The sequence below is a fragment of the Escherichia albertii NBRC 107761 = DSM 17582 genome (genome assembly GCF_000759775.1).
GTDB lineage: Bacteria > Pseudomonadota > Gammaproteobacteria > Enterobacterales > Enterobacteriaceae > Escherichia > Escherichia albertii.
The window spans coordinates 19,777-45,777 of record NZ_BBMY01000013.1 but is presented as its reverse complement, the minus strand read 5'-3'; the positions used below and the strand labels follow the sequence as shown (position 1 = coordinate 45,777).

The 26,001-nt window shown below is 50.9% G+C and carries 23 protein-coding genes and 5 pseudogenes; 15 read left to right on the top strand and 13 right to left on the bottom strand.

Translation table 11 applies throughout. The features are described from left to right. Positions 1-108: 108 nt before the first annotated feature. From hofQ to hofM, 5 genes and pseudogenes are all read right to left on the bottom strand, one after another. Positions 109-1,347: a DNA uptake porin HofQ gene (hofQ, locus tag EA14781_RS03915; RefSeq protein ID WP_000816022.1), complete on the bottom strand. Its 1,239-nt coding sequence runs from the start codon at positions 1,345-1,347 to the stop codon at positions 109-111. Continuing rightward, a pseudogene (locus EA14781_RS03910) lies at positions 1,259-1,663 on the bottom strand (HofP DNA utilization family protein). The gene hofQ and the pseudogene EA14781_RS03910 overlap by 89 nt, the downstream one beginning before the upstream one ends. Further along, positions 1,653-2,093: pseudogene (locus EA14781_RS03905) on the bottom strand (HofO family protein). The pseudogenes EA14781_RS03910 and EA14781_RS03905 overlap by 11 nt, the downstream one beginning before the upstream one ends. Then, positions 2,077-2,616 carry a PilN domain-containing protein gene (locus EA14781_RS03900; protein ID WP_001069305.1) on the bottom strand — a complete coding sequence of 180 codons (540 nt, stop codon included), beginning with the start codon at positions 2,614-2,616 and terminating at the stop codon, positions 2,077-2,079. Before EA14781_RS03900 ends, EA14781_RS03905 begins: the two are co-directional and overlap by 17 nt. Next, positions 2,616-3,395, bottom strand: coding sequence for a DNA utilization protein HofM (gene hofM / locus EA14781_RS03895; protein ID WP_002460026.1), 780 nt, complete (start codon positions 3,393-3,395; stop codon positions 2,616-2,618). The genes EA14781_RS03900 and hofM overlap by 1 nt, the downstream gene beginning before the upstream one ends. 119 nt (positions 3,396-3,514) lie before the next feature. On the opposite strand from hofM, the gene mrcA reads away from it, so the two are divergent. Further along, positions 3,515-6,067, top strand: a complete 2,553-nt coding sequence (gene mrcA, locus EA14781_RS03890; protein WP_024164660.1) for a peptidoglycan glycosyltransferase/peptidoglycan DD-transpeptidase MrcA — start codon at positions 3,515-3,517, stop codon at positions 6,065-6,067. Between the two features lie 69 nt (positions 6,068-6,136). Here the strand turns inward: mrcA and nudE are convergent, their stop codons facing one another. Beyond that, on the bottom strand, positions 6,137-6,697 hold the full coding sequence (gene nudE, locus EA14781_RS03885) for an ADP compounds hydrolase NudE (protein ID WP_000045723.1): 561 nt from the start codon (positions 6,695-6,697) through the stop codon (positions 6,137-6,139). A gap of 321 nt (positions 6,698-7,018) precedes the next feature. On the opposite strand from nudE, the gene igaA reads away from it, so the two are divergent. The 7 genes from igaA (at position 7,019) to nadS (ending at position 14,007) form a co-directional block, all read left to right on the top strand. Beyond that, on the top strand, positions 7,019-9,154 hold the full coding sequence (gene igaA / locus EA14781_RS03880; protein ID WP_000104497.1) for an intracellular growth attenuator protein IgaA: 2,136 nt from the start codon (positions 7,019-7,021) through the stop codon (positions 9,152-9,154). 64 nt (positions 9,155-9,218) lie between these two features. Continuing rightward, positions 9,219-9,887: a GMP/IMP nucleotidase gene (yrfG, locus tag EA14781_RS03875; RefSeq protein WP_002460031.1), complete on the top strand. Its 669-nt coding sequence runs from the start codon at positions 9,219-9,221 to the stop codon at positions 9,885-9,887. 10 nt (positions 9,888-9,897) lie between these two features. Beyond that, entirely contained in the window at positions 9,898-10,299 is a 402-nt protein-coding gene (gene hslR, locus EA14781_RS03870) for a ribosome-associated heat shock protein Hsp15 (protein WP_000660478.1), read from the top strand. A gap of 24 nt (positions 10,300-10,323) precedes the next feature. After that, entirely contained in the window at positions 10,324-11,202 is an 879-nt protein-coding gene (gene hslO, locus EA14781_RS03865; protein WP_024164661.1) for an Hsp33 family molecular chaperone HslO, read from the top strand. Positions 11,203-11,595: 393 nt separating this feature from the next. Then, the gene (gene pckA, locus EA14781_RS03860) at positions 11,596-13,218 is read left to right on the top strand and encodes a phosphoenolpyruvate carboxykinase (ATP) (protein WP_002460035.1); all 1,623 of its coding nucleotides are present in this window, start codon (positions 11,596-11,598) and stop codon (positions 13,216-13,218) included. 116 nt (positions 13,219-13,334) lie between these two features. Next, positions 13,335-13,652 carry a type II toxin-antitoxin system RelE/ParE family toxin gene (locus EA14781_RS03855; protein ID WP_000493756.1) on the top strand — a complete coding sequence of 106 codons (318 nt, stop codon included), beginning with the start codon at positions 13,335-13,337 and terminating at the stop codon, positions 13,650-13,652. A 58-nt stretch (positions 13,653-13,710) separates the two neighbouring features. Continuing rightward, the gene (gene nadS, locus EA14781_RS03850; RefSeq protein ID WP_000650976.1) at positions 13,711-14,007 is read left to right on the top strand and encodes a NadS family protein; all 297 of its coding nucleotides are present in this window, start codon (positions 13,711-13,713) and stop codon (positions 14,005-14,007) included. A 31-nt stretch (positions 14,008-14,038) separates the two neighbouring features. Here the strand turns inward: nadS and EA14781_RS22665 are convergent. After that, positions 14,039-14,280: pseudogene (locus EA14781_RS22665) on the bottom strand (ATP-binding protein); the annotation flags it as partial. A 2-nt stretch (positions 14,281-14,282) separates the two neighbouring features. Between EA14781_RS22665 and EA14781_RS24620 the strand changes: the two are divergent. Next, positions 14,283-14,378, top strand: a pseudogene (locus EA14781_RS24620) (phosphoenolpyruvate carboxykinase (ATP)); the annotation flags it as partial. A gap of 85 nt (positions 14,379-14,463) precedes the next feature. On the opposite strand, the gene EA14781_RS03845 reads toward EA14781_RS24620, so the two are convergent. From EA14781_RS03845 to ompR, 6 genes are all read right to left on the bottom strand, one after another. Further along, positions 14,464-15,105, bottom strand: a complete 642-nt coding sequence (locus EA14781_RS03845; protein ID WP_000983045.1) for a YcxB family protein — start codon at positions 15,103-15,105, stop codon at positions 14,464-14,466. Continuing rightward, positions 15,102-15,632 (bottom strand): hypothetical protein, encoded by a 531-nt coding sequence (locus EA14781_RS03840; RefSeq protein ID WP_000617618.1) that lies wholly within the window; start codon positions 15,630-15,632, stop codon positions 15,102-15,104. The genes EA14781_RS03845 and EA14781_RS03840 overlap by 4 nt, the downstream gene beginning before the upstream one ends. A 37-nt stretch (positions 15,633-15,669) precedes the next feature. Continuing rightward, entirely contained in the window at positions 15,670-16,209 is a 540-nt protein-coding gene (locus EA14781_RS25600; protein ID WP_241685424.1) for a hypothetical protein, read from the bottom strand. 111 nt (positions 16,210-16,320) lie between these two features. Then, the gene (locus tag EA14781_RS25595) at positions 16,321-16,956 is read right to left on the bottom strand and encodes an SMI1/KNR4 family protein (RefSeq protein ID WP_001177602.1); all 636 of its coding nucleotides are present in this window, start codon (positions 16,954-16,956) and stop codon (positions 16,321-16,323) included. Between the two features lie 162 nt (positions 16,957-17,118). Beyond that, positions 17,119-18,471 (bottom strand): two-component system sensor histidine kinase EnvZ, encoded by a 1,353-nt coding sequence (envZ, locus tag EA14781_RS03830; RefSeq protein ID WP_001253712.1) that lies wholly within the window; start codon positions 18,469-18,471, stop codon positions 17,119-17,121. Continuing rightward, positions 18,468-19,187, bottom strand: a complete 720-nt coding sequence (gene ompR / locus EA14781_RS03825) for an osmolarity response regulator transcription factor OmpR (RefSeq protein WP_001157747.1) — start codon at positions 19,185-19,187, stop codon at positions 18,468-18,470. Before ompR ends, envZ begins: the two co-directional genes overlap by 4 nt. A 227-nt stretch (positions 19,188-19,414) precedes the next feature. On the opposite strand from ompR, the gene greB reads away from it, so the two are divergent. The 6 genes and pseudogenes from greB to EA14781_RS26130 form a co-directional block, all read left to right on the top strand. Beyond that, positions 19,415-19,891, top strand: coding sequence for a transcription elongation factor GreB (greB, locus tag EA14781_RS03820; protein WP_000856740.1), 477 nt, complete (start codon positions 19,415-19,417; stop codon positions 19,889-19,891). A 96-nt stretch (positions 19,892-19,987) separates the two neighbouring features. After that, positions 19,988-22,309: a Tex family protein gene (locus EA14781_RS03815; RefSeq protein ID WP_000980749.1), complete on the top strand. Its 2,322-nt coding sequence runs from the start codon at positions 19,988-19,990 to the stop codon at positions 22,307-22,309. A 502-nt stretch (positions 22,310-22,811) separates the two neighbouring features. Continuing rightward, entirely contained in the window at positions 22,812-23,039 is a 228-nt protein-coding gene (feoA, locus tag EA14781_RS03810) for a ferrous iron transporter A (protein WP_001200455.1), read from the top strand. Positions 23,040-23,055: 16 nt separating this feature from the next. Then, positions 23,056-25,377: a Fe(2+) transporter permease subunit FeoB gene (gene feoB / locus EA14781_RS03805; protein ID WP_000736961.1), complete on the top strand. Its 2,322-nt coding sequence runs from the start codon at positions 23,056-23,058 to the stop codon at positions 25,375-25,377. Between the two features lie 10 nt (positions 25,378-25,387). After that, entirely contained in the window at positions 25,388-25,624 is a 237-nt protein-coding gene (feoC, locus tag EA14781_RS03800; protein ID WP_000157582.1) for a [Fe-S]-dependent transcriptional repressor FeoC, read from the top strand. 118 nt (positions 25,625-25,742) lie between these two features. Next, a pseudogene (locus tag EA14781_RS26130) lies at positions 25,743-25,913 on the top strand (Rpn family recombination-promoting nuclease/putative transposase); the annotation flags it as partial. Positions 25,914-26,001 lie beyond the last annotated feature (88 nt).

Genomic DNA, 26,001 nt, shown 5'->3' with positions numbered 1-26,001 from the left:
CGAAGAGCACCGACTCTCAAATCGGTACTCCTTGTATGCTAAATACCTGCGCGCGTCAAATAGATGAAACGTGTTCAGCATAAAAAACTCGCTGTTTTTGCGGCAAGTTTACTCACTGGAAACAAGCCGTGGCGTAATAAATACCACCAACTCACGTCGTTCATCTTCTTTTCCATCATGACGAAATAATTGCCCAAACCAGGGGATGTCTCCCAGTAGAGGTACGCTATCCTGACCCGATTTATTTTTACGGGTAAAGATGCCGCCCAACGCCAGCGTTTCTCCGCTTTTAACTTCGACCTGCGTTTCTATCTCCTGCTTATCTATCGCCAGTACTTCGCCATCGGCCTGCTGTAGCACCTGCCCAGGCACGTTCTGGCTGATGTGTAATTTCAGTCGGATTCGGCCTTTTTGTAGCACGGTGGGCGTCACTTCCATCCCCAGCACTGCTTCTTTGAACTCCACCGACGTTGCACCGCTTTCGCCACTGGAGACCTGATACGGAATTTCACTCCCTTGTTTGATACTGGCTGGCTGAAGATGCGAGGCCAACAGCCGCGGGCTAGCGATAATATCCAGTTGCTGTTTTTGTTCGAGTGCAGACAGTTCCAGATCCAGCAAACGTCCGTTAATCCGCCCAATGTTAAACCCGATATGCGTTGTCGCCGTTGCCACGGAGAGATCGCTGCCAAGCGTGGTCACTTGCCCAACGCTACCAACGTGTTGCGCATCGGCCAGCGTCCATTTCACCCCCAGTTCCCGCAGGCTTTTTTCATTAATAGTGACAATGTGTGCCGACAGTTCAACCTGCCCGACAGGCAAATCCATTTGTGCAGCCCACTGTTCCAGCGCCGTTAACGCCGCTTTGTTATCGCGTAATAAAAGGCGATTGGTGCGCTTATCAACAGTCATACTGCCTTTGGCGCTAAGCAGCTTCTCTCCTGCTTTCGCCAGTTCTCCGGCATCTGCGTACTGCAAGGTAATATTGCGATTTTCCAGCGGTAGATTAGCCTGCGCCCGTGCCCACTCAGCTTCCTGACGAGCGATATTGTCATTCTGCCAGGCAATAGAATGTACCGAGAGAATGTTGCCCTCCTGACGCGTTATCAACCCGGCGCTTTTCACTACGGTTTGTAGCGCCTGTCGCCAGGGGACATCGGTTAAATGCAATGACACCGTGCCGCTGACGTCGGGTGAAACCACCAGGTTTAATTTCTCCTGTTCAGCCAGCGCCTGTAAAACCTGAGCAACCGGAACGTCATCCACCATTAGCGTGACTTTTTGCGGCTTTGCCGCCTGCACGATGGGAATCATCATCAACAGTAGTGCGGCTATCCATTGCTTCATTTTTTTCTCCTTGCCGTTGCCACAACCATTGTGGCGGTTCGCAGTTTTTCCCGGTTCCCAGCGTTAATGCGTCAGGCGTCAACTGTAAGATCGTCCAGCCGTTTTCCAGCACATCGTTTTGCAGTACCCGTCGCCATTTATTCTGATTATCTTTTATTACGCCAATAACACGATCGCCTCGTCCCACCATTCCTTGATATCGCCACTGAGTAAGTTAGCTAATCCGGCACAGATCTTCCGGCGGTTTGAAAAGGTCGCGCATACCGGTTAAAAAGCATAATGCGGCAACGGCCAGCAACCCGCGTTTAGCCCTCATGTGGCATCTCCAGTTGCAGCGTGAATAGCAGTTCATTGCCTTCAACGCCAAGCGAAAAACGGCTCACGTTAACATTGCGCTCTGCCAGTCGGGTAAATATCGACGGCACCGCTTCCCAGAGTGTTTTCAACGCCAGTTCGCCTCCCTGAGCGGATGGATGCCAATGCACCAATTGCGTACCGGACAACTGAAAATCGAGTGGGGAAAAAGGCAGCGTTTTTTAGTCGTCGACAGGAGTGATGTCCACCAGTCGATGTAAATTAGCCCATTGCTGGTGATTACTTACCCGCAATCGAGATATCGCGACGTTCTCTTCCTGACGTGTCGCTGAGAAAAAGAGAAGAGCCAGCAACATCAGCAACCAACCGGCCCAGCAAAGCAGCCTTACGTGAGGCGAAGCCGCGTACCACCTGTCAAAAAGCATGTTCATCGCCGACTTTCCTTGTTAACTGATACTCAAATTGCCAGCGTCCCTGCGCATCCTGCTGTGTGGTCCCTCGCTGGTTGAGCTGAAAAGAAGTATCCTGGCGAAGTGCCGTTTCCAGAGCATTTAACGCGCTGATGCTTGTCGTCAGTCCCTTTACCTGCAACGTTTCCTGTTGCCAGTTCATTGTCGTCAGCCACGCCTGCTCTGGCAGGAACGTCGCCAGTGCTTCCAGGGCCGGCTGCCAGTCGCGCGTCAATTGTCGCTGGCGCTGACGTTGCAAATGCTGCTCGCGCAACTGTTGACGTTCCAGCAAACGCGGCTTACTGGCTTTTAAGAGGCTGGCGCGCTGTTGTTCTGCCTGGAGTAAAACAGCTTCAATCTGTGCTTCAGTATCAGTTGCCAAACGCAACATCAGCATCATTCCAGCTGCCAGCAGTAGAGGAGAAACAAACGCCAACAACCAGAAACGAAGAAAGGCCGCCCGACGTTGTTGCCGCCAGGGCAAAAAATTGATTGGCGGGTTCATCAGAAAATCTCCCCGAGCGCCAGTCCCAGTGCGACAGCGAAGCCCCCGCCCGGTGGCGGTAGCGGGGGTTGCCGGACAGAAACCGCATCCCAGGGATCAAATCCGCCTTCACCACATATCGCGATACTTTCGGGGTCAATAGCTAACGCCTCTGCAAGGTCATTTGCACTCGTCATCCCTACCGCCCGTTTTCTCCCCCAGCTATACCGCGTCGCCCATAGCCATTGCTCATTATCATACCAGGCCAGACATTGTTGGTGAGGGGGTAAAAAAGGCAGAAGCCGTTGCAGAGCGCAGGCATCCGGGGTGATTGCGCTAACGTGAACACGCAACCGTTCTGCCAGGGTAAGCAGCACTGCCAGTTCTTTGCTTTGCGCAGCGGTCACGTTATAAGCGGGACTGAGAGAGTCTTCGCTGTAATCGAAGCGTAAAGAGTCTGGATCCATATCCAGTTCGCGGGCCATCGAACCTGCCAGCCAGGCCGTTTGTTCCCGCTCGCCGAGGGCCATTGCCGGGCGCGCAAACGCTCTTTGCAACGTCCGGCTGGCGGGAAATGACAGCATAATATGGTGACGATGCGGTAGTTCGCGGCTCCACGGTAACAACGCTTTTACCAATTGTTCTGTGTCAAGAATACGTCCGTCTTTAATAGCGTCTGTCGCCAGCGGCAAACGCCACCAACGTTGCAAAAAGCACGTTTTAGCGCCACGCACGATAGCAACCGCCACTGCGTCTTGTTGTTGTAAATGCAAACCAATTTGCCAGCTCTTAAATGCCATTGTGATGATCTCCTTATCACCCGCCACTCTGACGGGTATATCAATGCGTCTGGCTTGCCTTTATACTACCGCGCGTTTGTTTATAAACTGCCCAAGTGAAACTAAATGGGAAATTTCCAGTGAAGTTCGTAAAGTATTTTTTGATCCTTGCAGTCTGTTGCATTCTGCTGGGAGCAGGCTCGATTTATGGCCTCTACCGCTACATCGAGCCACAACTGCCGGATGTGGCGACATTAAAAGATGTTCGCCTGCAAATTCCGATGCAGATATACAGCGCCGATGGCGAGCTCATTGCTCAATACGGTGAAAAGCGTCGTATTCCGGTTACGCTGGATCAAATCCCGCCGGAAATGGTGAAAGCCTTTATCGCGACAGAAGACAGTCGCTTCTACGAGCATCACGGCATTGACCCGGTGGGGATCTTCCGTGCGGCAAGCGTGGCGCTGTTCTCCGGTCATGCATCACAAGGGGCGAGCACCATTACCCAGCAACTGGCGAGAAACTTCTTCCTGAGTCCAGAACGCACGCTGATGCGTAAAATTAAGGAAGTCTTCCTCGCGATTCGTATTGAGCAGTTGCTGACTAAAGATGAGATCCTTGAGCTTTATCTGAACAAGATTTATCTCGGTTACCGCGCCTATGGCGTCGGCGCCGCTGCACAAGTCTATTTCGGTAAAACCGTCGACCAACTGACGCTAAACGAGATGGCGGTAATTGCCGGGCTGCCGAAAGCCCCTTCCACCTTCAACCCGCTCTACTCAATGGATCGCGCCGTTGCACGGCGTAACGTCGTGCTATCGCGCATGCTGAACGAAGGGTACATCACTCAACAACAGTACGATCAAACGCGTACAGAGGCGATTAACGCTAACTATCACGCGCCAGAGATTGCGTTCTCTGCGCCGTATCTCACCGAAATGGTGCGCCAGGAGATGTATAACCGTTACGGCGAAAGCGCCTATGAAGATGGTTATCGCATTTACACTACCATTACTCGCAAAGTACAGCAGGCCGCACAGCAGGCAGTGCGTAATAACGTGCTGGACTATGACATGCGCCACGGCTACCGCGGCCCGGCCAATGTGTTGTGGAAAGTGGGCGAGTCAGCATGGGATAGCACCAAAATTACCGATACGATGAAAGCGCTACCGACCTATGGACCTCTGCTACCTGCCGCAGTCACCAGCGCTAACCCGCAAGAAGCAACGGCAATGCTGGCGGACGGGACGTCAGTCACGCTAAGTATGGAGGGAGTTCGCTGGGCGCGCCCTTACCGTTCCGATACTCAACAGGGGCCGACGCCGCGTAAAGTGACCGATGTTCTACAAACGGGGCAGCAAATCTGGGTTCGTCAGGTAGGCGAGGTCTGGTGGCTGGCGCAAGTACCGGAAGTGAACTCAGCGTTGGTGTCTATCAATCCACAAAACGGCGCGGTTATGGCGCTGGTCGGTGGCTTTGATTTCAACCAGAGCAAGTTTAACCGAGCGACCCAGGCACTGCGTCAGGTAGGTTCAAATATCAAACCGTTCCTCTACACCGCAGCAATGGATAAAGGTCTGACGCTGGCAAGTATGTTGAACGATGTGCCGATTTCCCGCTGGGATGCAGGTGCAGGTTCTGACTGGCAACCCAAAAACTCTCCGCCGCAGTACGCCGGCCCTATTCGCTTACGTCAGGGACTGGGGCAGTCGAAAAACGTCGTAATGGTACGTGCCATGCGGGCAATGGGTGTCGACTACGCCGCTGAATACCTGCAACGCTTCGGCTTCCCGGCGCAAAACATTGTTCACACCGAATCGCTGGCGCTGGGGTCTGCCTCATTCACACCAATGCAGGTGGCGCGCGGCTATGCGGTAATGGCAAACGGCGGCTTCCTGATCGATCCGTGGTTTATCAGTAAAATTGAAAACGATCAGGGCGGCGTGATTTTCGAAGCGAAACCGAAAGTAGCCTGCCCGGAGTGCGATATTCCAGTGATTTACGGTGATACGCAAAAATCAACTGTGCTGGAAAACAACGACGTTGAAGATGTGGCTATCTCCCGCGAACAACAAAATGTTTCCGTTCCAATGCCGCAACTGGAACAGGCAAACCAGGCACTGGTAGCGAAGACCGGCGGACAGGAATACGCACCGCACGTTATCAATACTCCGCTGGCGTTCCTGATTAAGAGCGCATTGAACAGCAATATCTTTGGCGAACCGGGTTGGCAGGGAACTGGCTGGCGTGCTGGTCGAGATTTACAACGCCATGATATCGGCGGAAAAACCGGGACAACCAACAGTTCAAAAGATGCGTGGTTCTCAGGTTACGGTCCAGGTGTTGTGACCTCAGTATGGATTGGCTTTGACGATCACCGTCGCAATCTTGGCTACACCACGGCTTCCGGGGCGATTAAAGATCAGATCTCTGGCTACGAAGGCGGGGCGAAGAGTGCCCAGCCAGCATGGGACGCTTATATGAAATCCGTGCTGGAAGGTGTCCCCGAGCAGCCGCTGACACCGCCGCCAGGTATTGTGACGGTGAATATCGATCGCAGCACCGGTCAACTGGCTAATGGCGGCAACAGCCGCGAGGAGTATTTCATTGAGGGTACGCAGCCAACACAACAGGCGGTACACGAGGTAGGAACGACCATTATCGAGAATGGCGAGGCGCAGGAATTGTTCTGATTAAAAAGGCGCTTCGGCGCCTTTTAGATTACAGGCAAAGTGCGCGCTGTTCATGTCGGATGCGCGTATTTACAACCGCCCCAGGCCCTTCAGCCACTCGCGCACGAGGAACAGCGCGCTAACATTGCGCGCTTCATTAAAGTCAGGCTCTTCAAGTAAATCCATTATCTTCGCCAGCGGCCAGCGAACCTGAGGCAACGGCTCTGGCTCATCGCCTTCCAGCGATTCCGGGTAGAGGTCCTGCGCCACCACAATATTCATTTTGCTGGAAAAGTAAGACGGCGCCATGCTGAGCTTTTTCAAAAAAGTCAGATCCCTCGCGCCAAATCCCACCTCTTCTTTTAGTTCGCGGTTTGCAGCTTCATAGACGCTTTCACCAGGATCAATTAATCCTTTCGAAAATCCCAGTTCGTAGGATTCAGTTCCTACCGCGTACTCACGAATAAGGATCAGGTGATCGTCGACAATAGGCACAATCATCACCGCTTCCCGGTTGGTTGGACGCATTCTTTCATAAACACGCCGCACGCCATTGCTGAACTCCAAATCCACGCTTTCGACAGTAAACAATCGGGAACGGGCTACAGTTTCAACATTCAGAATGGAGGGTTTTTGTAATGATTTGCTCATTGTGGAATCTTTGCAGTGAAATCAGCCGTTATTGTGCGATACGCAACACACTTTCGGCAATGTGAATTGCATATTATTTACATTTACGTAACTCAATAAATAATAGTTCTTAAATCAAATTAAAAGTCAATAGGTTGAAATAACTCCAGGAATTTGCTGATATTCCGCCTTCAAAGGGTTTGCTATGATCAGCAGTCACTGGGATGCGCTTAATGATGCTCAAGTTCAACTCCACGCTTGCCGATAGCCAACCGCAGAATTATGTTTTGTGTCCAGGGTGCAACTTACCACGCCTGACAGATTAAGTAAGATGGGGAAAGCATGAGCACCATTGTCATTTTTTTAGCTGCTTTGCTGGCCTGCTCACTACTTGCGGGGTGGCTGTTCAAAATACGCGCCCGGCGGCGACAATTGCCCTGGACTAGCGCCTTCGCTGACGCACAAACGCGCAAACTCACCCCTGAAGAACGTAGCGCCGTTGAAAACTATCTTGAAAGCCTGACGCAAATTTTGCAGGCTCCCGGACCGACGGGCGCCTGCACTGCGCCGGTCTCTCTGACGTTGAACACCAAAAGCAATAACGTGATGATGCTGACACACGCCATCACGCGATACGGTATTTCGACTGACGATCCTAACAAATGGCGTTATTACCTCGATTCGGTGGAAGTGCATCTGCCTCCCTTCTGGGAGCAGTACATCAACGATGAAAACACCGTCGAACTCATTCATACCAACTCGCTCCCGCTGGTTATTTCACTCAATGGTCATACGCTGCAAGAGTATATGCAGGAGACCCGCGGCTACGCCTTACAACCTGTCTCATCAACGCAGGCATCGATTCGCGGTGAAGAAAGCGAGCAAATCGAGTTACTCCACATTCGTCAGGAAACGCACGAAGAGCACGAGCTTAGCCGCCCGCATGGGCTGCGTGAAGCATTGCTGATTGTCGCCTCTTTCCTGATGTTTTTTTTCTGTCTGGTTACTCCCGATGTATTTGTTCCGTGGCTGGCTGGCGGTGCCTTACTGCTGCTGGCAGCGGGTCTGTGGGGGATATTCGCGCCCCCGGCAAAATCCTCTCTACGAGAGATTCACTGCCTGCGTGGTACGCCGCGCCGTTGGGGCTTATTTGGCGAGAACGATCAAGAGCAGATAAACAACATTTCGCTCGGCATCATCGACCTGGTTTATCCTGCCCACTGGCTACCTTATATTGCCCAGGATCTCGGCCAACAAACCGATATCGATATCTACCTCGATCGCCACGTGGCCCGTCAGGGACGTTATCTTTCACTGCACGATGAAGTGAAAAATTTCCCGTTGCAGCACTGGCTACGCAGTACGATTATCGCCGTCGGTTCACTGCTGGTGTTGTTTATGCTGCTGTTCTGGATCCCATTAGACATGCCGCTGAAATTCACACTCTCGTGGATGAAGGGCGCGCAGACTATTGAAGCCACCAGCGTTAAACAACTTGCTGACGCTGGCGTACGGGTGGGAGATACCTTACGCATTAGCGGTACAGGTATGTGTAATATCCCGGCGTCCGGGAGCTGGAGCGCGAAAACCAATTCACCTTTCTTACCGTTTGACTGCTCACAGATCATCTGGAATGACGCCCGTTCATTACCGCTACCAGAGTCTGAGCTGGTCAACAAGGCCATGGCGTTGACAGAGTCAGTAAACCGACAGTTGCATCCTAAACCGGAGGATGAATCTCGCGTCAGCGCCTCATTACGTTCCGCAATTCAGAAATCCGGTATGGTGCTGCTCGATGACTTTGGCGACATCGTGCTGAAGACCGCAGATCTTTGTGCAGCCAAAGATGATTGCGTACGACTGAAAAATGCCCTGGTGAATCTCAGCAATAGTAAAGACTGGTACACACTGGTGAAACGCGCTAATGCAGGGAAACTCGATGGTGTGAATGTGTTGCTCCGTCCAGTGAGCGCGGATTCACTCGATAATCTGGTGGCAACCTCCACGGCCCCATTTATCACGCATGAAACGGCACGAGCGGCACAATCACTGAATAGCCCTGCTCCGGGAGGATTCCTGATTGTCAGTGACGAAGGCAGCGATTTAGTCGATCAGCCGTGGCCCACGGTTTCGCTTTATGACTATCCGCCGCAAGAGCAGTGGAGCGCCTTCCAGAAGCTGGCGCAAATGTTGATGCATACGCCGTTTAACGCCGAGGGTATCGTCACCAACATTTTCACCGATGCCAATGGCACACAGCATATCGGCTTGCACCCTATCCCGGATCGTTCCGGCCTGTGGCGCTATCTCGGTACCACATTGCTACTACTGACGATGCTGGGCAGCGCTATCTATAATGGCGTACAAGCCTGGCGACGTTACCAGCGTCATCGTATTCGTATGCTGAAAATTCAGGAATATTACGAAAGCTGCCTGAATCCTAAGCTACTCACATCTTCAGAAAGCCTCATCGAATAACACGTTTGCGCGGCAGGTTATGCTACTCTGTCGCGCAAATTGCTTCACTCTGGAGATTTCCCCCATGCATATCAACATTGCCTGGCAGGACGTAGACACCGTTCTGCTGGATATGGACGGCACACTACTCGACCTCGCCTTCGATAATTATTTCTGGCAAAAACTGGTGCCCGAAACATGGGGGGCGCAGAACGGCGTCACACCACAGGAAGCGATGGAATATATGCGTCAGCAATATCACGACGTGCAGCATACGCTAAACTGGTACTGTCTTGATTACTGGAGTGAGCAACTGGGTCTGGATATTTGTGCGATGACCACCGAGATGGGGCCGCGCGCCGTATTGCGTGAAGATACCATTCCGTTTCTGGAGGCTCTGAAAGCCAGCGGTAAGCAGCGAATTTTGCTCACCAACGCTCACCCGCATAACCTGGCCGTAAAACTTGAGCACACCGGTCTGGACGCACACCTTGATTTATTACTTTCCACCCACACATTTGGTTATCCGAAAGAGGATCAGCGGTTATGGCATGCGGTGGCCGAAGCTACGGGTCTGAAGGCAGAAAGAACGCTGTTTATCGATGACAGTGAAGCCATTCTCGATGCTGCCGCACAATTTGGAATTCGTTACTGCCTCGGCGTCACTAACCCCGACTCCGGGATTGCCGAAAAACAGTATCTTCGCCATCCGTCACTGAATGACTACCGACGTCTGATCCCCTCGCTAATGTGAAGGAGACGCCATGAAAGAGAAACCTGCTGTTGAGGTTCGACTGGATAAATGGCTGTGGGCCGCCCGTTTTTATAAAACCCGCGCGCTGGCCCGCGAAATGATTGAAGGCGGTAAGGTGCATTACAACGGGCAACGCAGCAAGCCGAGCAAAATCGTCGATCTGAATGCCACGCTCACTCTGCGCCAGGGAAATGACGAACGAACAGTAATCGTGAAGGCGATTACTGAGCAACGTCGCCCCGCCAGCGAGGCGGTCTTGCTGTATGAAGAGACTGCGGAAAGTGTAGAGAAACGCGAAAAAATGGCGCTGGCACGTAAACTTAATGCCTTAACCATGCCGCACCCGGACCGACGCCCGGACAAAAAAGAGCGCCGCGACCTGTTACGATTTAAACATGGCGACAGTGAATAACTGTCACCTGCAAGAGAGATGACTATGCCGCAACATGACCAATTACATCGCTATCTGTTTGAAAACTTTGCCGTACGCGGCGAACTGGTGACCGTTTCGGAAACCCTGCAACAGATCCTTGAGAATCACGATTATCCGCAACCCGTGAAAAACGTGCTGGCAGAATTGCTGGTTGCGACCAGCCTGCTGACCGCCACCCTGAAATTTGATGGTGATATCACCGTTCAGTTACAAGGCGATGGCCCGATGAATCTGGCGGTAATCAACGGTAACAACAACCAACAAATGCGCGGCGTGGCGCGTGTACAGGGCGAGATCCCTGAAGATGCCGATCTGAAAACACTGGTCGGGAATGGTTACGTCGTGATTACGATTACCCCGCGCGAAGGCGAACGCTATCAGGGCGTGGTGGGTCTGGAAGGCGATACCCTGGCGGCCTGCCTGGAAGATTACTTTATGCGCTCTGAACAGCTACCGACACGCCTTTTCATTCGCACCGGCGAAGTTGACGGCAAACCCGCTGCAGGCGGTATGTTGTTACAGGTAATGCCAGCGCAAGATGCCCAACAGGATGACTTCAATCACCTGGCAACGCTGACCGAAACCATCAAAACTGAAGAACTGCTGACTTTACCGGCAAACGAGGTTTTGTGGCGTCTGTATCACGAAGAAGAAGTAACGGTTTACGACCCGCAGGATGTCGAGTTCAAATGCACCTGTTCTCGTGAGCGCTGCGCTGACGCGCTAAAAACGCTGTCAAATGAAGAAGTGGATAGCATCCTGGCTGAAGAAGGCGAAATTGACATGCATTGTGATTACTGCGGTAACCACTATCTGTTCAACGCCATGGACATTGCAGAGCTTCGTAACAACGCGTCTCCAGCAGATCCGCAAGTTCACTAATTATCTGAAGCCTTAAGGTGGAGATTCTTTGCCGTCTCCACCTCATTCCTAAATTCCCACCAGACATTCTAAAATGTGAAACCACATTTAGTGCTTTTTTTTCTCGTGTTGAATCGATACGTTTACTGTTTGATTTGCATGATTTTCTTTAGTGAATGCGATTACAGTCACAATATCCCCGTCAAACATACCTTTTTTTAACCTTTTAAGAACATTTTCTACATCTAAAATGCCATTTCTGCGATAATATCAACCGTTTCGTGACAGGAATCACGGAGTTTTTTGTCAAATATGAATTTCTCCAGATACGTAAATCTATGAGCCTTGTCGCGGTTAACACCCCCAAAAAGACTTTACTATTCAGGCAATACATATTGGCTAAGGAGCAGTGAAATGCGCGTTAACAATGGTTTGACCCCGCAAGAACTCGAGGCTTATGGTATCAGTGACGTACATGATATCGTTTACAACCCAAGCTACGATCTACTGTATCAGGAGGAGCTGGACCCGAGCCTGACCGGTTATGAGCGCGGGGTGTTAACTAATCTGGGTGCTGTTGCTGTTGATACTGGGATCTTCACGGGTCGTTCACCAAAAGATAAATATATCGTTCGTGACGATACCACTCGTGATACTTTCTGGTGGGCCGACAAAGGCAAAGGTAAGAACGACAACAAACCTCTCTCCCCTGAAACCTGGCAGCATCTGAAAGGTCTGGTGACCAAACAGCTTTCCGGCAAACGTCTGTTCGTTGTAGATGCCTTCTGTGGCGCTAACCCGGATACTCGTCTTTCCGTTCGTTTTATTACTGAAGTGGCCTGGCAGGCGCATTTCGTCAAAAACATGTTTATTCGCCCGAGCGATGAAGAGCTGGAAGGGTTCAAACCTGACTTTATCGTCATGAACGGTGCAAAATGCACCAACCCACAGTGGAAAGAGCAGGGCCTGAACTCTGAAAACTTCGTGGCATTTAACCTGACCGAACGTATGCAATTGATTGGCGGCACCTGGTACGGCGGGGAAATGAAGAAAGGGATGTTCTCAATGATGAACTACCTGCTGCCGCTGAAAGGTATTGCCTCCATGCACTGCTCCGCCAACGTTGGCGAGAAAGGTGATGTTGCGGTATTCTTCGGTCTTTCCGGCACTGGTAAAACCACCCTTTCCACCGACCCGAAACGCCGCCTGATTGGCGATGACGAGCACGGCTGGGATGACGACGGCGTGTTTAACTTCGAAGGCGGCTGCTACGCGAAAACCATCAAACTGTCGAAAGAAGCGGAGCCTGAAATTTACAACGCTATCCGCCGCGATGCGCTGCTGGAAAACGTCACCGTACGCGAAGATGGCACTATCGACTTTGATGATGGTTCAAAAACCGAGAACACCCGCGTTTCTTATCCGATCTACCATATCGATAACATCGTTAAGCCCGTTTCCAAAGCAGGCCACGCAACTAAAGTTATCTTCCTGACGGCCGATGCTTTTGGCGTACTGCCGCCGGTTTCTCGCCTGACCGCCGATCAAACCCAGTACCACTTCCTCTCTGGCTTCACCGCCAAACTGGCTGGCACCGAACGCGGTATCACCGAACCAACGCCAACTTTCTCTGCCTGTTTCGGCGCGGCATTCCTGTCGCTGCACCCGACTCAGTACGCAGAAGCACTGGTCAAACGTATGCAGGCCGCAGGCGCGCAGGCGTATCTGGTGAACACTGGCTGGAACGGCACTGGCAAACGTATTTCGATTAAAGATACCCGCGCCATTATCGACGCCATCCTCAACGGTTCGCTGGATAATGCAGAAACTTTCACTCTGCCGATGTTTAACCTGGCGATCCCAACCGAACTGCCGGGCGTAGACACGAAGATCCTCGATCCGCGTAACACCTACGCTTCCCCGGAACAGTGGCAGGAAAAAGCCGAAACGCTGGCGAAACTGTTTATCGACAACTTCGATAAATACACCGACACCCCTGCGGGTGCCGCGCTGGTAGCGGCTGGTCCTAAGCTGTAATCAGCTGATATCTCATTGACCCCTTATCCAAACGGATAAGGGGTTTTTTTATATCTAATTAGCTACCAATATGTACACGGTACACTTATAATTATCAATAGACCGCAGGATGCATTATGTTCACCTTTATTGAACTACAAGGATTTAGCAAACGCCGCCAGTTATTGCTACCTGATGATGAGTTCCGGGCTTTTCAGGAACTACTCATTCAAGATCCCACTGCCGGTGACATTATCGCGGGCACAGGCAGTTTCAGAAAAATTCGCTGGAACCGTTCTGGAATGGGGAAACGGGGTGGTATTCGGATAATTTATTACAATGTGACACGCAATGGCCGAATTTATCTGGCGTTGATTTATCCTAAAAATGAACAGGATGATTTAACAGAAGAACAAAGAAAGGCATTGAAACTATTGTCCGAGAAGCTGCTTTAATGTTGAAGCTCCACAAATTCCACCATGGCCGAAATGCCAACGGAGGCATTGAAAACAGATGAAAGATGAATTATTTGCTGATCTTCTTGCCAGCGCAGAAGAAATGGTACGCATCGAAAAGGGTGAAGAAACGCCTGAACCAGAGCACGTCCATACTTTTAGCGAAATCGATGTAAAAGCGATCCGTGAAGCAACGGGTTTACGTCAGCAAGATTTTGCTGTCGCCGTAGGGGTAAGTTATGACCTGGTCAAAAGCTGGGAAACCAAACGCCGTCAGCCTACCGGAGCACCCCGAAAATTGCTCCTACTTTTGCAAGCGAATCCTTTCATTATCAATCAATTGAAAACAATCTAAAAACGGGAGGCACCTGCGCCTCCCGTTTTATTTACCCTTCTTTTGTCGTGCCCTGCGCTCGCGTTACCGGCACAGGCAGCCAGGCGCGAATGGAAAGCCCCCCCGCTCACTGGTACCAAGCTCCAGCATCCCGTTATGGTTGTCCACGATACGCTGCACAATCGCCAGTCCTAACCCCGTGCCGCTAATGGTGCGCGCACTGTCGCCACGGACAAACGGCTGGAAAAGGTGCTTACGTTGTTCTGGCGCAATACCCGGACAGTCATCTTCTACCTATCGACTTTGACGATGGTTCAAAAACCGAGAACACCCGCGTTTCTTATCCGATCTATCACATCGATAACATTGAATACACCGACACCCCAGCGGGTGCCGTTCTGGTAGCTGCGGGTCCGAAGCTGTAATCGGTTAAGTTAAGAGACGAAATCCCCCGTTTCGCAAGATACAGGGGATTTTTTATTTTCTGTCAGAATTAAACGGGGCAAACAGATAATCCAGCGAATGGCGTGTTTCACGAAAAAACGCATCCAGTTCAGGCTGTGCTTTTATCGCGCTGGAGGGAATGAAAATATCGCAAAACTCTTTCGTCGTTTCTCTGGAGAAACTCTTCGGTAAGTGCAGAAAAAGCCACAAATAATCTTCTTCGTAGTCAATACCATAAAAATCCCCCCAGCGAAGTATGCCCTGCTGATGAGATTCATAAAAAACAATCCCCTCGAGGTAAAACTCATAACGTACGGGTTTCGTAAAAGTAACTTGCTTTGTTTTTGACTTAAAATCGTTAATTCTTCTGCTGATTAACAGGAACATTGACCACAGGCAGACCAACGTGAAAATGAGCACTAATCTGCTGACTCCGGTGAATTTTAAGTCATGAGACGGGTTCAACCATAGTGGAAGTATGAGCAATATTGCCGACAAGCCAAATGCCCACCATTTAAAACGCTCTTTAATATAACGGACATAGCACTTAACGGCAGCGTTATATGTTGTCTGGGTATAGTGGATTTGCACTGTGCCAAGGTAACGGGTGGTTTGTGGATCAAAGAGATACTGACTCCGGCACTGACCATTTTTATTCGTATTAACAGGCATCATTCTGCTCGCCAGGAACGAGAACAGGCACTCACGTCATCACAAAGATATGCCTTCAGATAATCATCAAAATCTTTATAACGTGATTCCCCATTGCAGTCATAAACCCAGACTTCTGGCTCAACGCTACTATCAAGCCAAAGGAGAAAAACCATTTCATAACTGAAATCACTACCGGCAAAAAGTGACAAGCGATTTGAATGGAATAATCCCCAGACATGATTATCCCAATTATCACGTGAAGCTTCAGCGTTCATTTTGATTTCATTGAGAAACGTATTTTCTATGTGTTCCTGCCAAAGCATTTCCATATCACTTATGCTTAGCCAGCTTCCATGTGTAGCGCTTAACCAACGTCCACAATGTGCAAAACGCGCCTGCAACATAGGACTGGCCTTCTGCCAGACACCGTTTTTCAATGTCGGGATCTGACCATCAAACGCAGGGCTTGCAGATTCAGGAACAACATTGAATGGGCTATCAGATACTAACCTTTCATTTATCGCTTGCTGAATACGTTCCCTGATCATATTTCTCTCCGCGTTAGATCATTCCTGAACCATTAATTTATGGCTTATGTCCCCATGTCCTGAGATAGTAGTTTTCTCGTAAAATGGTCAGTTCAGGGAAACGAGTTGCAGCTTCATCAACCAATGGTGGAATACGATTATCTTTAATTTCACAAAGCAGCAAAATAGCCTTTCGTACAGTCTCCATCTTTGATGATGTAAACAGTAGTAATATCAACTCAACGAATCCTCGGCTTTCGTTGAAATCAGGCGCCTTGCTCATCGCCCACAATAATGTTTGCTGACGGTCATCAGTGATAATTTCGAGAAGTGGCAGAAAAGTATCATATTTATTATATTCTGTTTCTTGTATAGCAAAGACAGCTGAGGATAGAGTTTCATCGTCAAGCTCAGGCATCATTATTAACAGTGAATGAATATAATCCTCAATATTCACCACACTATCTCTACAGGCAAAACGAAGATCTTTAATAGCAATATCACGTAATTCACCTGGCATTGTAAAATAGAGTCGAAAAATATCTGCAGCACAAGAAGCTTTTTTTTGGCGTAATCTTATGAATGCCTCTTCACACAATTCTTTATCATTCTCTGTACGGCAAACATGTTCCCAAAGGGCAAGAGTTTCGGGTTCTGTCTGTGGAAAGCGGCATAGCGAGAATAAGATGGGTCTACGTAAATCCGGGATTTACTCAGTTAAAAACCACTCACGCAGTTGGATTTGCGTTCCTGGTAAACTTCTATCGAAACCTTTCATACTCATGCCAGCAATAAAATCGTCCAGCCAGCGTTCATACCAGTCGAGAAAGTTTTTGTCGTAAATAAAATCGAAGGGATATTCTTCATCACCATCAGTCAACATTAACCTTCCACGATACTGCCCCGTCACCACCAGGCAAATATCATAAGTACATCCCAGGGTGAGAATAGTCAATGCGCCGTCAAAAAAAGTAAATTCGTCATCATCATCTTCCGTATTGTCAGCATTCAACTTATCGACATCCTGCTGGGTCATGTACAGCGGAATAGGACTTTCTTTTGTTATATCACCGTAAACATATGTACTGTCTAAAGATTTAAGACCGTAAGCATGTGCCGGTCCCCCATTAGCGATATAGCGAAGAAAAATTCGATATTCCCGTGGCAAAGTGACGCCGTGTTTTTTCTCCCAGGAAGCTATTTTCGCTTCGCGGGCAGGTTTCGGCCATTGATATTTCCAACCTTCAGAACCGAATAACTTACATTCAGGATCCAGTGCGGCAATGCGTGGAATCTTTTCTTTTATACGTGCAATCTGTGCTTGTTCTTCATTGGTGAGTTGCATCGAGCTATTCCTTTAGTTTGTTTCTACCAATCAAGATACGCTAGCCTGCAATCAGCTTACAGTGCACTTTACTTTGTATGCTGCAGATGTCTGAAACCGTATTTATTCAGTAGATACGAACGCACAAAATAAAACGGGAGGCACCTGCGCCTCCCGTTTTATTTACCCTTCTTTTGTCGTACCCTGCGCTCGCGTTACCGGCACAGGCAGCCAGGCGCGAATGGAAAGCCCCCCCCGCTCACTGGTACCAAGCTCCAGCATCCCGTTATGGTTGTCCACGATACGCTGCACAATCGCCAGTCCTAACCCCGTGCCGCTAATGGTGCGCGCACTGTCGCCACGGACAAACGGCTGGAAAAGGTGCTTACGTTGTTCTGGCGCAATACCCGGGCCATCGTCTTCTACCTGGAACCAGGCGCGATTCGGCTCGGTGCCGCTGCTGACCTTGATCCAGCCATTGCCGTAACGGGCAGCATTCACCACCATATTCGCCACTGCGCGTTTAATCGACAATGGATGCATTTTCACTTCAATACTACCGGGGTAAAGCGCAGTTTCAATTTCCCGCTCATAACCGCTTTCAGCGGCAATCACCTCACCAAGCACGGCATTAAGATCGGCCAATTCCATCGGCATCTCCTGCCCGGTACGCAGGTAGTCGATGAACTGCTCAATGATGGCGTTACACTCTTCAATATCCTTATTGATGGATTCTGCAAGATAACCATCCTGCTCGCTCATCATTTCAGTCGCCAGGCGAATACGCGTCAGCGGCGTGCGCAGGTCATGGCTGACCCCCGCCATCAGTAACGTACGGTCATCCGCCAGTTGCTTTACCCCAGCCGCCATATGGTTAAAGGCGCGGGTAACCGAACGCACCTCCGATGCACCATATTCACGTAGCGGCGGCGGAATAATCCCTTTACCTACCTGCAAAGCGGCATGTTCGAGATCGACCAGGGGGCGGTTTTGAATACGTATAAATAACCACGCTCCGCCTATCGCCATCAACATAATCGCCAATGTATAGCGAAATAGCGGGGAGAAATCTCCCTGATGAATTTCGGTCAGCGGCACACGCACCCAGATATTGGGCGACAGCCAGGTTTTCAACCAGACGACGGGCGAGCTCTTGTTGACCTCGACGCGAACTTCCGTCGGGCCTCCCAGTTGCTGCGCCATCTGATGGCTTAAGAATTCATAATGTTGCGCCCAACGCAGGCCTGCTTCTTCGGCGGCCTCGTTGGAGTAAAGAGAGATCCCCAGCTCACGGTAGATCTCCCGACGGAAAGCGGGAGGCACAACCAACTGTGTGCCGTCCTCCAGTTGCAGTTTATCGGTCATCAACATACGCACTTCGTACGCGAGGACTTTATTAAACTGCTGAAGGCTCGGCAAAATCGCGAAGTTCAGCACCACCAGATAAGTCGTCACCAGGCTGACGAACAGCAAGGTGACGATGAGCAATAACGTGCGAGCAAATGAACTTCGTGGCGAGAAGCGCAATCGCCTCATGCTTTAGAACCGTCCGGTACGAAGACGTAGCCCAGACCCCAGACGGTCTGAATGTAACGCGGATGCGCCGGATCTTCTTCTACCATGCGACGCAAACGCGAGATCTGCACATCAATGGAACGTTCCATTGCAGAATATTCACGACCACGGGCAAGGTTCATTAACTTATCGCGGGAGAGCGGCTCACGCGGATGGCTGACCAGCGCCTTCAGTACCGCAAACTCACCGCTGGTAAGCGGCATCGGCTCATCGTCGCGGAACATCTCGCGCGTACCGAGGTTAAGTTTGAACTTACCGAAGGCAATCACCGCTTCTTCCTGTGACGGCGCGCCTGGCAGCTCGTTCGCCTGACGACGCAGTACCGCACGGATACGGGCCAACAGCTCACGGGGGTTAAACGGCTTGGGAATGTAATCGTCAGCACCAATTTCCAGGCCAACAATACGGTCAACCTCTTCCCCTTTCGCCGTCACCATGATGATCGGCATCGGGTTGCTCTGGCTACGAAGACGTCGGCAAATCGACAATCCATCTTCACCAGGTAACATCAAATCCAGTACCATAAGATGGAAAGATTCACGAGTCAGCAGGCGATCCATCTGTTCTGCATTAGCGACGCTTCGAACCTGGAAGCCTTGTTCGGTGAGATAACGTTCCAGCAGCGCACGCAGGCGCATGTCGTCATCGACCACCAGAATCTTGTAGTTCTCTTGCATTGTTTGTACTCCCAAAGGTTCGCAACAATTTGTAAGCGTGTATTCTTAAAAAAGCTTACGTTCGTCACCAGCTAAATCTGGTATGAATTTCAGCCTAAATTGTTACAAAGCATATTAAACAGCAGCTTAAGTATACAATTTATTCGGCGAAACATTATTGATTCTGTTGATATGATCACGTTATACCCAATGTGCGCATTATCAAACAGACAAAGGGAATCAACGAGATGAAAACGCCCCTGGTTACCCGGGAAGGGTATGAAAAACTCAAACAAGAGCTAAATTATCTCTGGCGTGAAGAACGCCCGGAGGTCACAAAGAAGGTGACCTGGGCCGCAAGTCTGGGCGACCGAAGCGAAAATGCTGACTATCAGTATAATAAAAAGCGCCTGCGTGAAATCGACCGCCGTGTGCGCTATCTCACTAAATGCATGGAAAATCTCAAAATCGTCGATTACTCCCCACAGCAGGAAGGCAAAGTCTTTTTTGGCGCGTGGGTAGAGATTGAAAATGACGATGGCGTAACTCACCGTTTCCGTATTGTCGGCTACGATGAAATCTTTGGTCGTAAGGACTACATCTCTATTGATTCCCCGATGGCCCGCGCGTTGCTGAAAAAAGAGGTGGGCGATCTGGCAATAGTGAATACCCCAGCCGGAGAGGCGAGTTGGTACGTTAATGCCATCGAATACGTGAAACCGTAAAGAAGAATCTTAACCTCCTGCCTTTGGCTGGCATTTTTGCCAGCCAATCCGTATAACTATCCCCTGATTTTTGATCCGAATAGATGAACTCAAACCATGATGAATGATTCGTTCTGCCGCATTATTGCGGGTGAAATTCAGGCTCGCCCGGAACAAGTTGACGCTGCCGTTCGCCTGCTTGACGAAGGAAATACCGTGCCGTTTATCGCACGTTATCGTAAGGAAATCACTGGCGGTCTGGATGACACGCAATTGCGTAATCTGGAAACACGTCTGAGCTACCTGCGCGAACTGGAAGAGAGACGTCAGGCGATCCTCAAATCCATTTCCGAACAAGGTAAACTCACCGACGAACTGGCGAATGCCATCAACGCCACCTTGAGCAAAACCGAACTCGAAGACCTCTATCTGCCCTACAAACCCAAACGCCGTACCCGTGGACAAATCGCCATTGAAGCAGGTCTTGAACCACTGGCTGACCTGTTGTGGAACGATCCATCACATACGCCGGAAGTCGCCGCCGCACAATTTATTGATGCCGATAAAGGCGTGGCAGATACCAAAGCCGCGCTGGACGGCGCACGCTATATTCTGATGGAGCGCTTCGCGGAGGATGCCGCTCTGCTGGCGAAAGTGCGTGATTATCTATGGAAAAACGCGCATCTCGTCTCGACTGTAGTGAGTGGTAAAGAAGAGGAAGGCGCGAAATTCCGCGATTATTTCGATCATCACGAACCGCTGTCAACGGTGCCTTCTCACCGCGCGCTGGCGATGTTCCGTGGTCGTAACGAAGGCGTACTCCAGCTTTCGCTAAATGCCGATCCGCAGTTCGACGAGCCGCCGAAAGAGAGCTATTGCGAACAAATCATCATCGATCACCTCGGCCTGCGCCTGAACAATGCTCCGGCAGATAGCTGGCGCAAAGGCGTGGTGAGCTGGACCTGGCGCATCAAGGTGCTGATGCATCTGGAAACCGAGTTGATGGGCACCGTGCGCGAACGTGCGGAAGATGAAGCGATTAACGTTTTTGCCCGTAACCTGCACGATCTGCTGATGGCCGCTCCTGCCGGGCTGCGTGCGACAATGGGCCTCGATCCGGGTCTGCGTACCGGCGTCAAAGTGGCGGTAGTCGAGGCGACCGGCAAACTGGTGGCGACCGATACCATTTATCCACACACCGGGCAGGCCGCAAAAGCGGCGATGACCGTTGCCGCACTGTGTGAAAAGCATAATGTCGAACTGGTGGCGATCGGCAACGGTACGGCTTCCCGCGAGACAGAACGTTTCTATCTCGACGTACAGAAACAGTTCCCGAAAGTCACTGCGCAGAAAGTGATCGTCAGCGAAGCAGGCGCATCAGTTTACTCCGCTTCCGAACTGGCGGCGCAGGAATTCCCGGATCTCGATGTTTCTCTGCGTGGCGCAGTATCTATCGCCCGCCGTTTGCAGGATCCACTGGCAGAGCTGGTAAAAATCGATCCGAAATCTATCGGCGTGGGTCAGTACCAGCATGACGTCAGCCAGACGCAACTGGCCCGCAAGCTGGATGCGGTAGTGGAAGATTGTGTAAACGCCGTTGGCGTCGATCTCAACACGGCATCCGTTCCGCTGTTAACTCGCGTGGCTGGCCTGACGCGTATGATGGCGCAAAACATCGTGGCCTGGCGCGATGAGAACGGGCTATTCAAAAACCGTCAACAACTGTTAAAAGTGAGCCGTCTGGGGCCAAAAGCCTTCGAACAGTGTGCGGGCTTCCTGCGTATTAACCACGGCGATAACCCACTGGACGCCTCCACCGTTCACCCGGAAGCCTATCCGGTGGTGGAACGCATTCTGGCGGCAACGCAACAGGCGCTGAAAGATCTGATGGGCAACAGCAGCGAACTGCGTAACCTGAAAGCCTCGGATTTCACCGATGAGAAGTTCGGTGTACCGACGGTGACTGACATCATCAAAGAACTGGAAAAGCCAGGTCGCGATCCGCGTCCAGAATTTAAAACAGCCCAGTTTGCTGATGGCGTCGAGACGATGAACGACTTACAACCGGGCATGATTCTGGAAGGCGCAGTCACCAACGTCACTAACTTTGGCGCATTTGTCGATATCGGCGTGCATCAGGACGGCCTGGTTCACATCTCTTCCTTGTCGAATAAGTTTGTGGAAGATCCGCACACCGTGGTGAAAGCGGGCGATATTGTGAAGGTGAAAGTACTGGAGGTAGATCTTCAGCGTAAACGTATCGCGCTGACCATGCGTCTGGACGAGCAACCAGGTGAAACCAACGCCCGTCGCGGCGGTGGTAACGATCGCCCGCAAAACAACCGCCCGGCAACCAAACCGCGCGGTCGTGATGCACAACCTGCCGGTAATAGCGCAATGATGGATGCGCTGGCAGCGGCAATGGGGAAAAAACGTTAATCGCTCTGATGGGCAAACGTAAATTTGCCCGATGCGCAAGCTTATCGGGCCTACGGTTCAATCATTGTTATTTAAATTTGTGCGAAATCGTAGGCTCGATAAGGCGTTCATGCCGCATCTGGCAGGACAAAACGCACTTTGTCAGCAATCTGATATCTCCGGCATTTTTATTCCACAGCCAAACTCACACAACATTTCGTCAATATTTATCACAACATTAACAATTAAAACATTAACAAAACATTGAACAGCCATAATAATTCGCTATCCGAATTATATCTCTACCCAGATATAACCTTGAGCCACATCAACATTGAGTCAGATTATTATCTAAACCAACATTCGCACACATTTTAAGTATTGCTGATAGAAACCATTCTCATTATCATTGTGCTGTTGATTATTTAATCTCTCCCCTTCGTTGGCAAATCATCTGGTCTCATGTCGCTGTCAAACGCCCCATGAGGTAGTTATCCAGTTAATGAGAAACAAGTAGGCACCTATGCAATACACTCCAGATACTGCGTGGAAAATCACTGGCTTTTCCCGTGAAATCAGCCCGGCATATCGTCAGAAGCTGCTTTCTCTTGGCATGTTACCCGGCTCTTCTTTTAATGTGGTGCGTGTCGCACCACTCGGCGACCCCATTCATATCGAAACTCGTCGTGTGAGCCTGGTATTACGGAAAAAAGATCTGGCCTTATTAGAAGTGGAAGCTGTTTCCTGTTAATACGGTGATAACAACAATGAAAAAATTAACCATTGGCTTAATTGGTAATCCAAACTCTGGCAAGACCACCTTATTTAACCAGCTCACTGGCGCACGTCAGCGCGTGGGAAACTGGGCTGGCGTGACCGTCGAACGTAAAGAGGGGCTGTTCTCCACCACCGATCATCAGGTCACACTGGTGGACCTACCAGGCACCTACTCTCTAACCACTATCTCATCGCAGACCTCACTGGATGAGCAAATCGCCTGTCACTACATTTTGAGCGGCGACGCCGATCTGCTGATTAACGTGGTAGACGCTTCAAACCTCGAGCGTAACCTTTACCTGACGCTGCAACTGCTGGAACTCGGCATTCCGTGCATTGTGGCGCTAAACATGCTCGATATTGCCGAAAAGCAAAATATTCGCATTGACATTGATGCGCTGGCAGCACGTCTTGGTTGCCCGGTGATCCCACTGGTCTCCACTCGTGGTCGAGGAATTGAAGCACTGAAACTGGCGGTCGATCGCTATAAAGCCAACGAGGATGTGGAGCTGGTGCATTATGCTCAGCCGCTCATCAATGAAGCCGACGCGCTGGCAAAAGTGATGCCGTCTGACATCCCGCTTAAACACCGTCACTGGCTGGGCCTACAAATGCTGGAAGGCGATATTTACAGCCGTGCCTATGCCGGTGAAGCGTCGCAACATCTGGATGCCGCCCTCGCCCGTCTGCGTAATGAAACGGACGATCCGGCATTGCACATTGCTGATGCTCGCTACCAGTGCATTGCAGCTATCTGTGATATGGTAAGCAACACTCTGACGGCAGAACCCAGCCGTTTTACTACCGCGGTGGATAAAATCGTGCTTAACCGTTTCCTCGGTCTGCCGATTTTCCTGTTCGTCATGTACCTGATGTTCCTGCTTGCCATCAACATCGGCGGCGCATTACAGCCACTGTTTGATGTCGGTTCTGTGGCGCTGTTTGTACATGGTATTCAGTGGATTGGCTACACACTCCACTTCCCGGACTGGCTGACTATCTTCCTCGCCCAGGGGCTTGGTGGCGGTATTAACACCGTGCTGCCGTTGGTGCCGCAGATTGGCATGATGTACCTGTTCCTCTCTTTCCTTGAGGACTCCGGGTATATGGCGCGTGCGGCATTTGTAATGGACCGTCTGATGCAGGCGCTGGGCTTGCCGGGAAAATCCTTTGTACCGTTGATCGTCGGTTTTGGCTGTAACGTACCGTCGGTGATGGGGGCACGAACTCTTGATGCCCCGCGTGAACGCCTGATGACCATCATGATGGCGCCGTTTATGTCCTGCGGCGCGCGTCTGGCCATCTTCGCGGTATTTGCAGCCGCCTTCTTCGGGCAGAATGGCGCACTGGCGGTATTCTCACTGTACGTTATCGGTATTGTGATGGCAGTGCTGACGGGGCTGATGCTCAAATACACCATCATGCGCGGCGAAGCGACGCCGTTTGTGATGGAACTGCCTGTCTACCACGTACCGCACGTTAAAAGTCTGATTATCCAGACCTGGCAGCGCCTGAAAGGCTTTGTTCTGCGTGCAGGTAAAGTGATCATCGTCGTCAGCGTTTTCCTTAGCGCCTTCAACAGCTTCTCACTGAGCGGGAAAATCGTCGACAACATTAACGACTCGGCGCTGGCCTCTGTCAGCCGTGTGATTACCCCGGTCTTCAAGCCAATTGGCGTACATGAAGATAACTGGCAGGCAACGGTTGGCCTGTTTACGGGCGCCATGGCGAAAGAAGTCGTGGTTGGTACGCTCAATACCCTCTACACCGCGGAAAATATTCAGGATGAAGAATTCAATCCAGCAGAATTTAACCTCGGAGAAGAGCTGTCAGGCGCAGTAGATGAAACCTGGCAAAGCCTGAAAGATACCTTCAGCCTTAGCGTACTGGCGAACCCGATTGAAGCCAGCAAAGGCGACGGCGAAATGGGCACCGGGGCAATGGGCGTGATGGATGAGAAATTCGGCAGCGCGGCAGCAGCATACAGTTATCTGATTTTTGTCCTGCTGTATGTTCCGTGCATCTCGGTGATGGGGGCTATCGCTCGTGAATCCAGCCGTGGCTGGATGGGCTTCTCCATTCTGTGGGGGCTGAATATCGCTTACTCACTCGCCACCCTGTTCTATCAGGTCGCCAGCTACAGCCAGCACCCAACCTACAGTCTGGTGTGCATTCTGGCGGTTGTTCTGTTTAACATCGCGGTCATCGGCCTGCTGCGCCGCGCGCGTAGCCGGGTAGATATCGAACTGCTGGCAACGCGCAAATCAGTAAGCAGTTGCTGCGCTGCCAGCACCACTGGCGATTGCCACTAAGGACACAGCAATGGCTTCGCTCATTCAGGTGCGTGATTTGCTGGCGTTACGGGGCCGTATGGACGCGGCCCAGATTAGCCAGACGCTGAACACCCCGCAGCCGATGATTAACGCCATGCTGCAACAACTGGAAAGTATGGGCAAAGCCGTGCGAATTCAGGAAGAACCTGATGGCTGTCTCTCCGGCAGTTGCAAAAGCTGCCCGGAAGGCAAAGCCTGTCTGCGCGAGTGGTGGGCATTGCGTTAACCTTGTTCCATCGCCTGTTTTGAAAAGCCCGGTATGCGTTTGCTACCGGGCTTTTTTGCGTGTCGCTTTCCATAAAAATGCAACTCTTGCAGCAGAGCATAAGTTCCTCTGAAGGCGTCTCGCAGGGATGAAAACCCTCAAGCTGGAGTCGAGCAGTTTTATCGATGACGATCTGCGTGAAAGCTATTCCGACGTGTTGTGGTCGGTGAAATACCTTATTGGTTACCTGATTAGTTATTTATTGGACCGACGCATGGAAACCCTGGATATCGCCAAAAGAATGCTGCAATCCAGAGTCCCTCTTGCGGGCATCATACACTTTACCGGGCGGTCAGAAGACGAGTTGGTTGCGACGAGTCAGTAGATTTTTGCCTCGC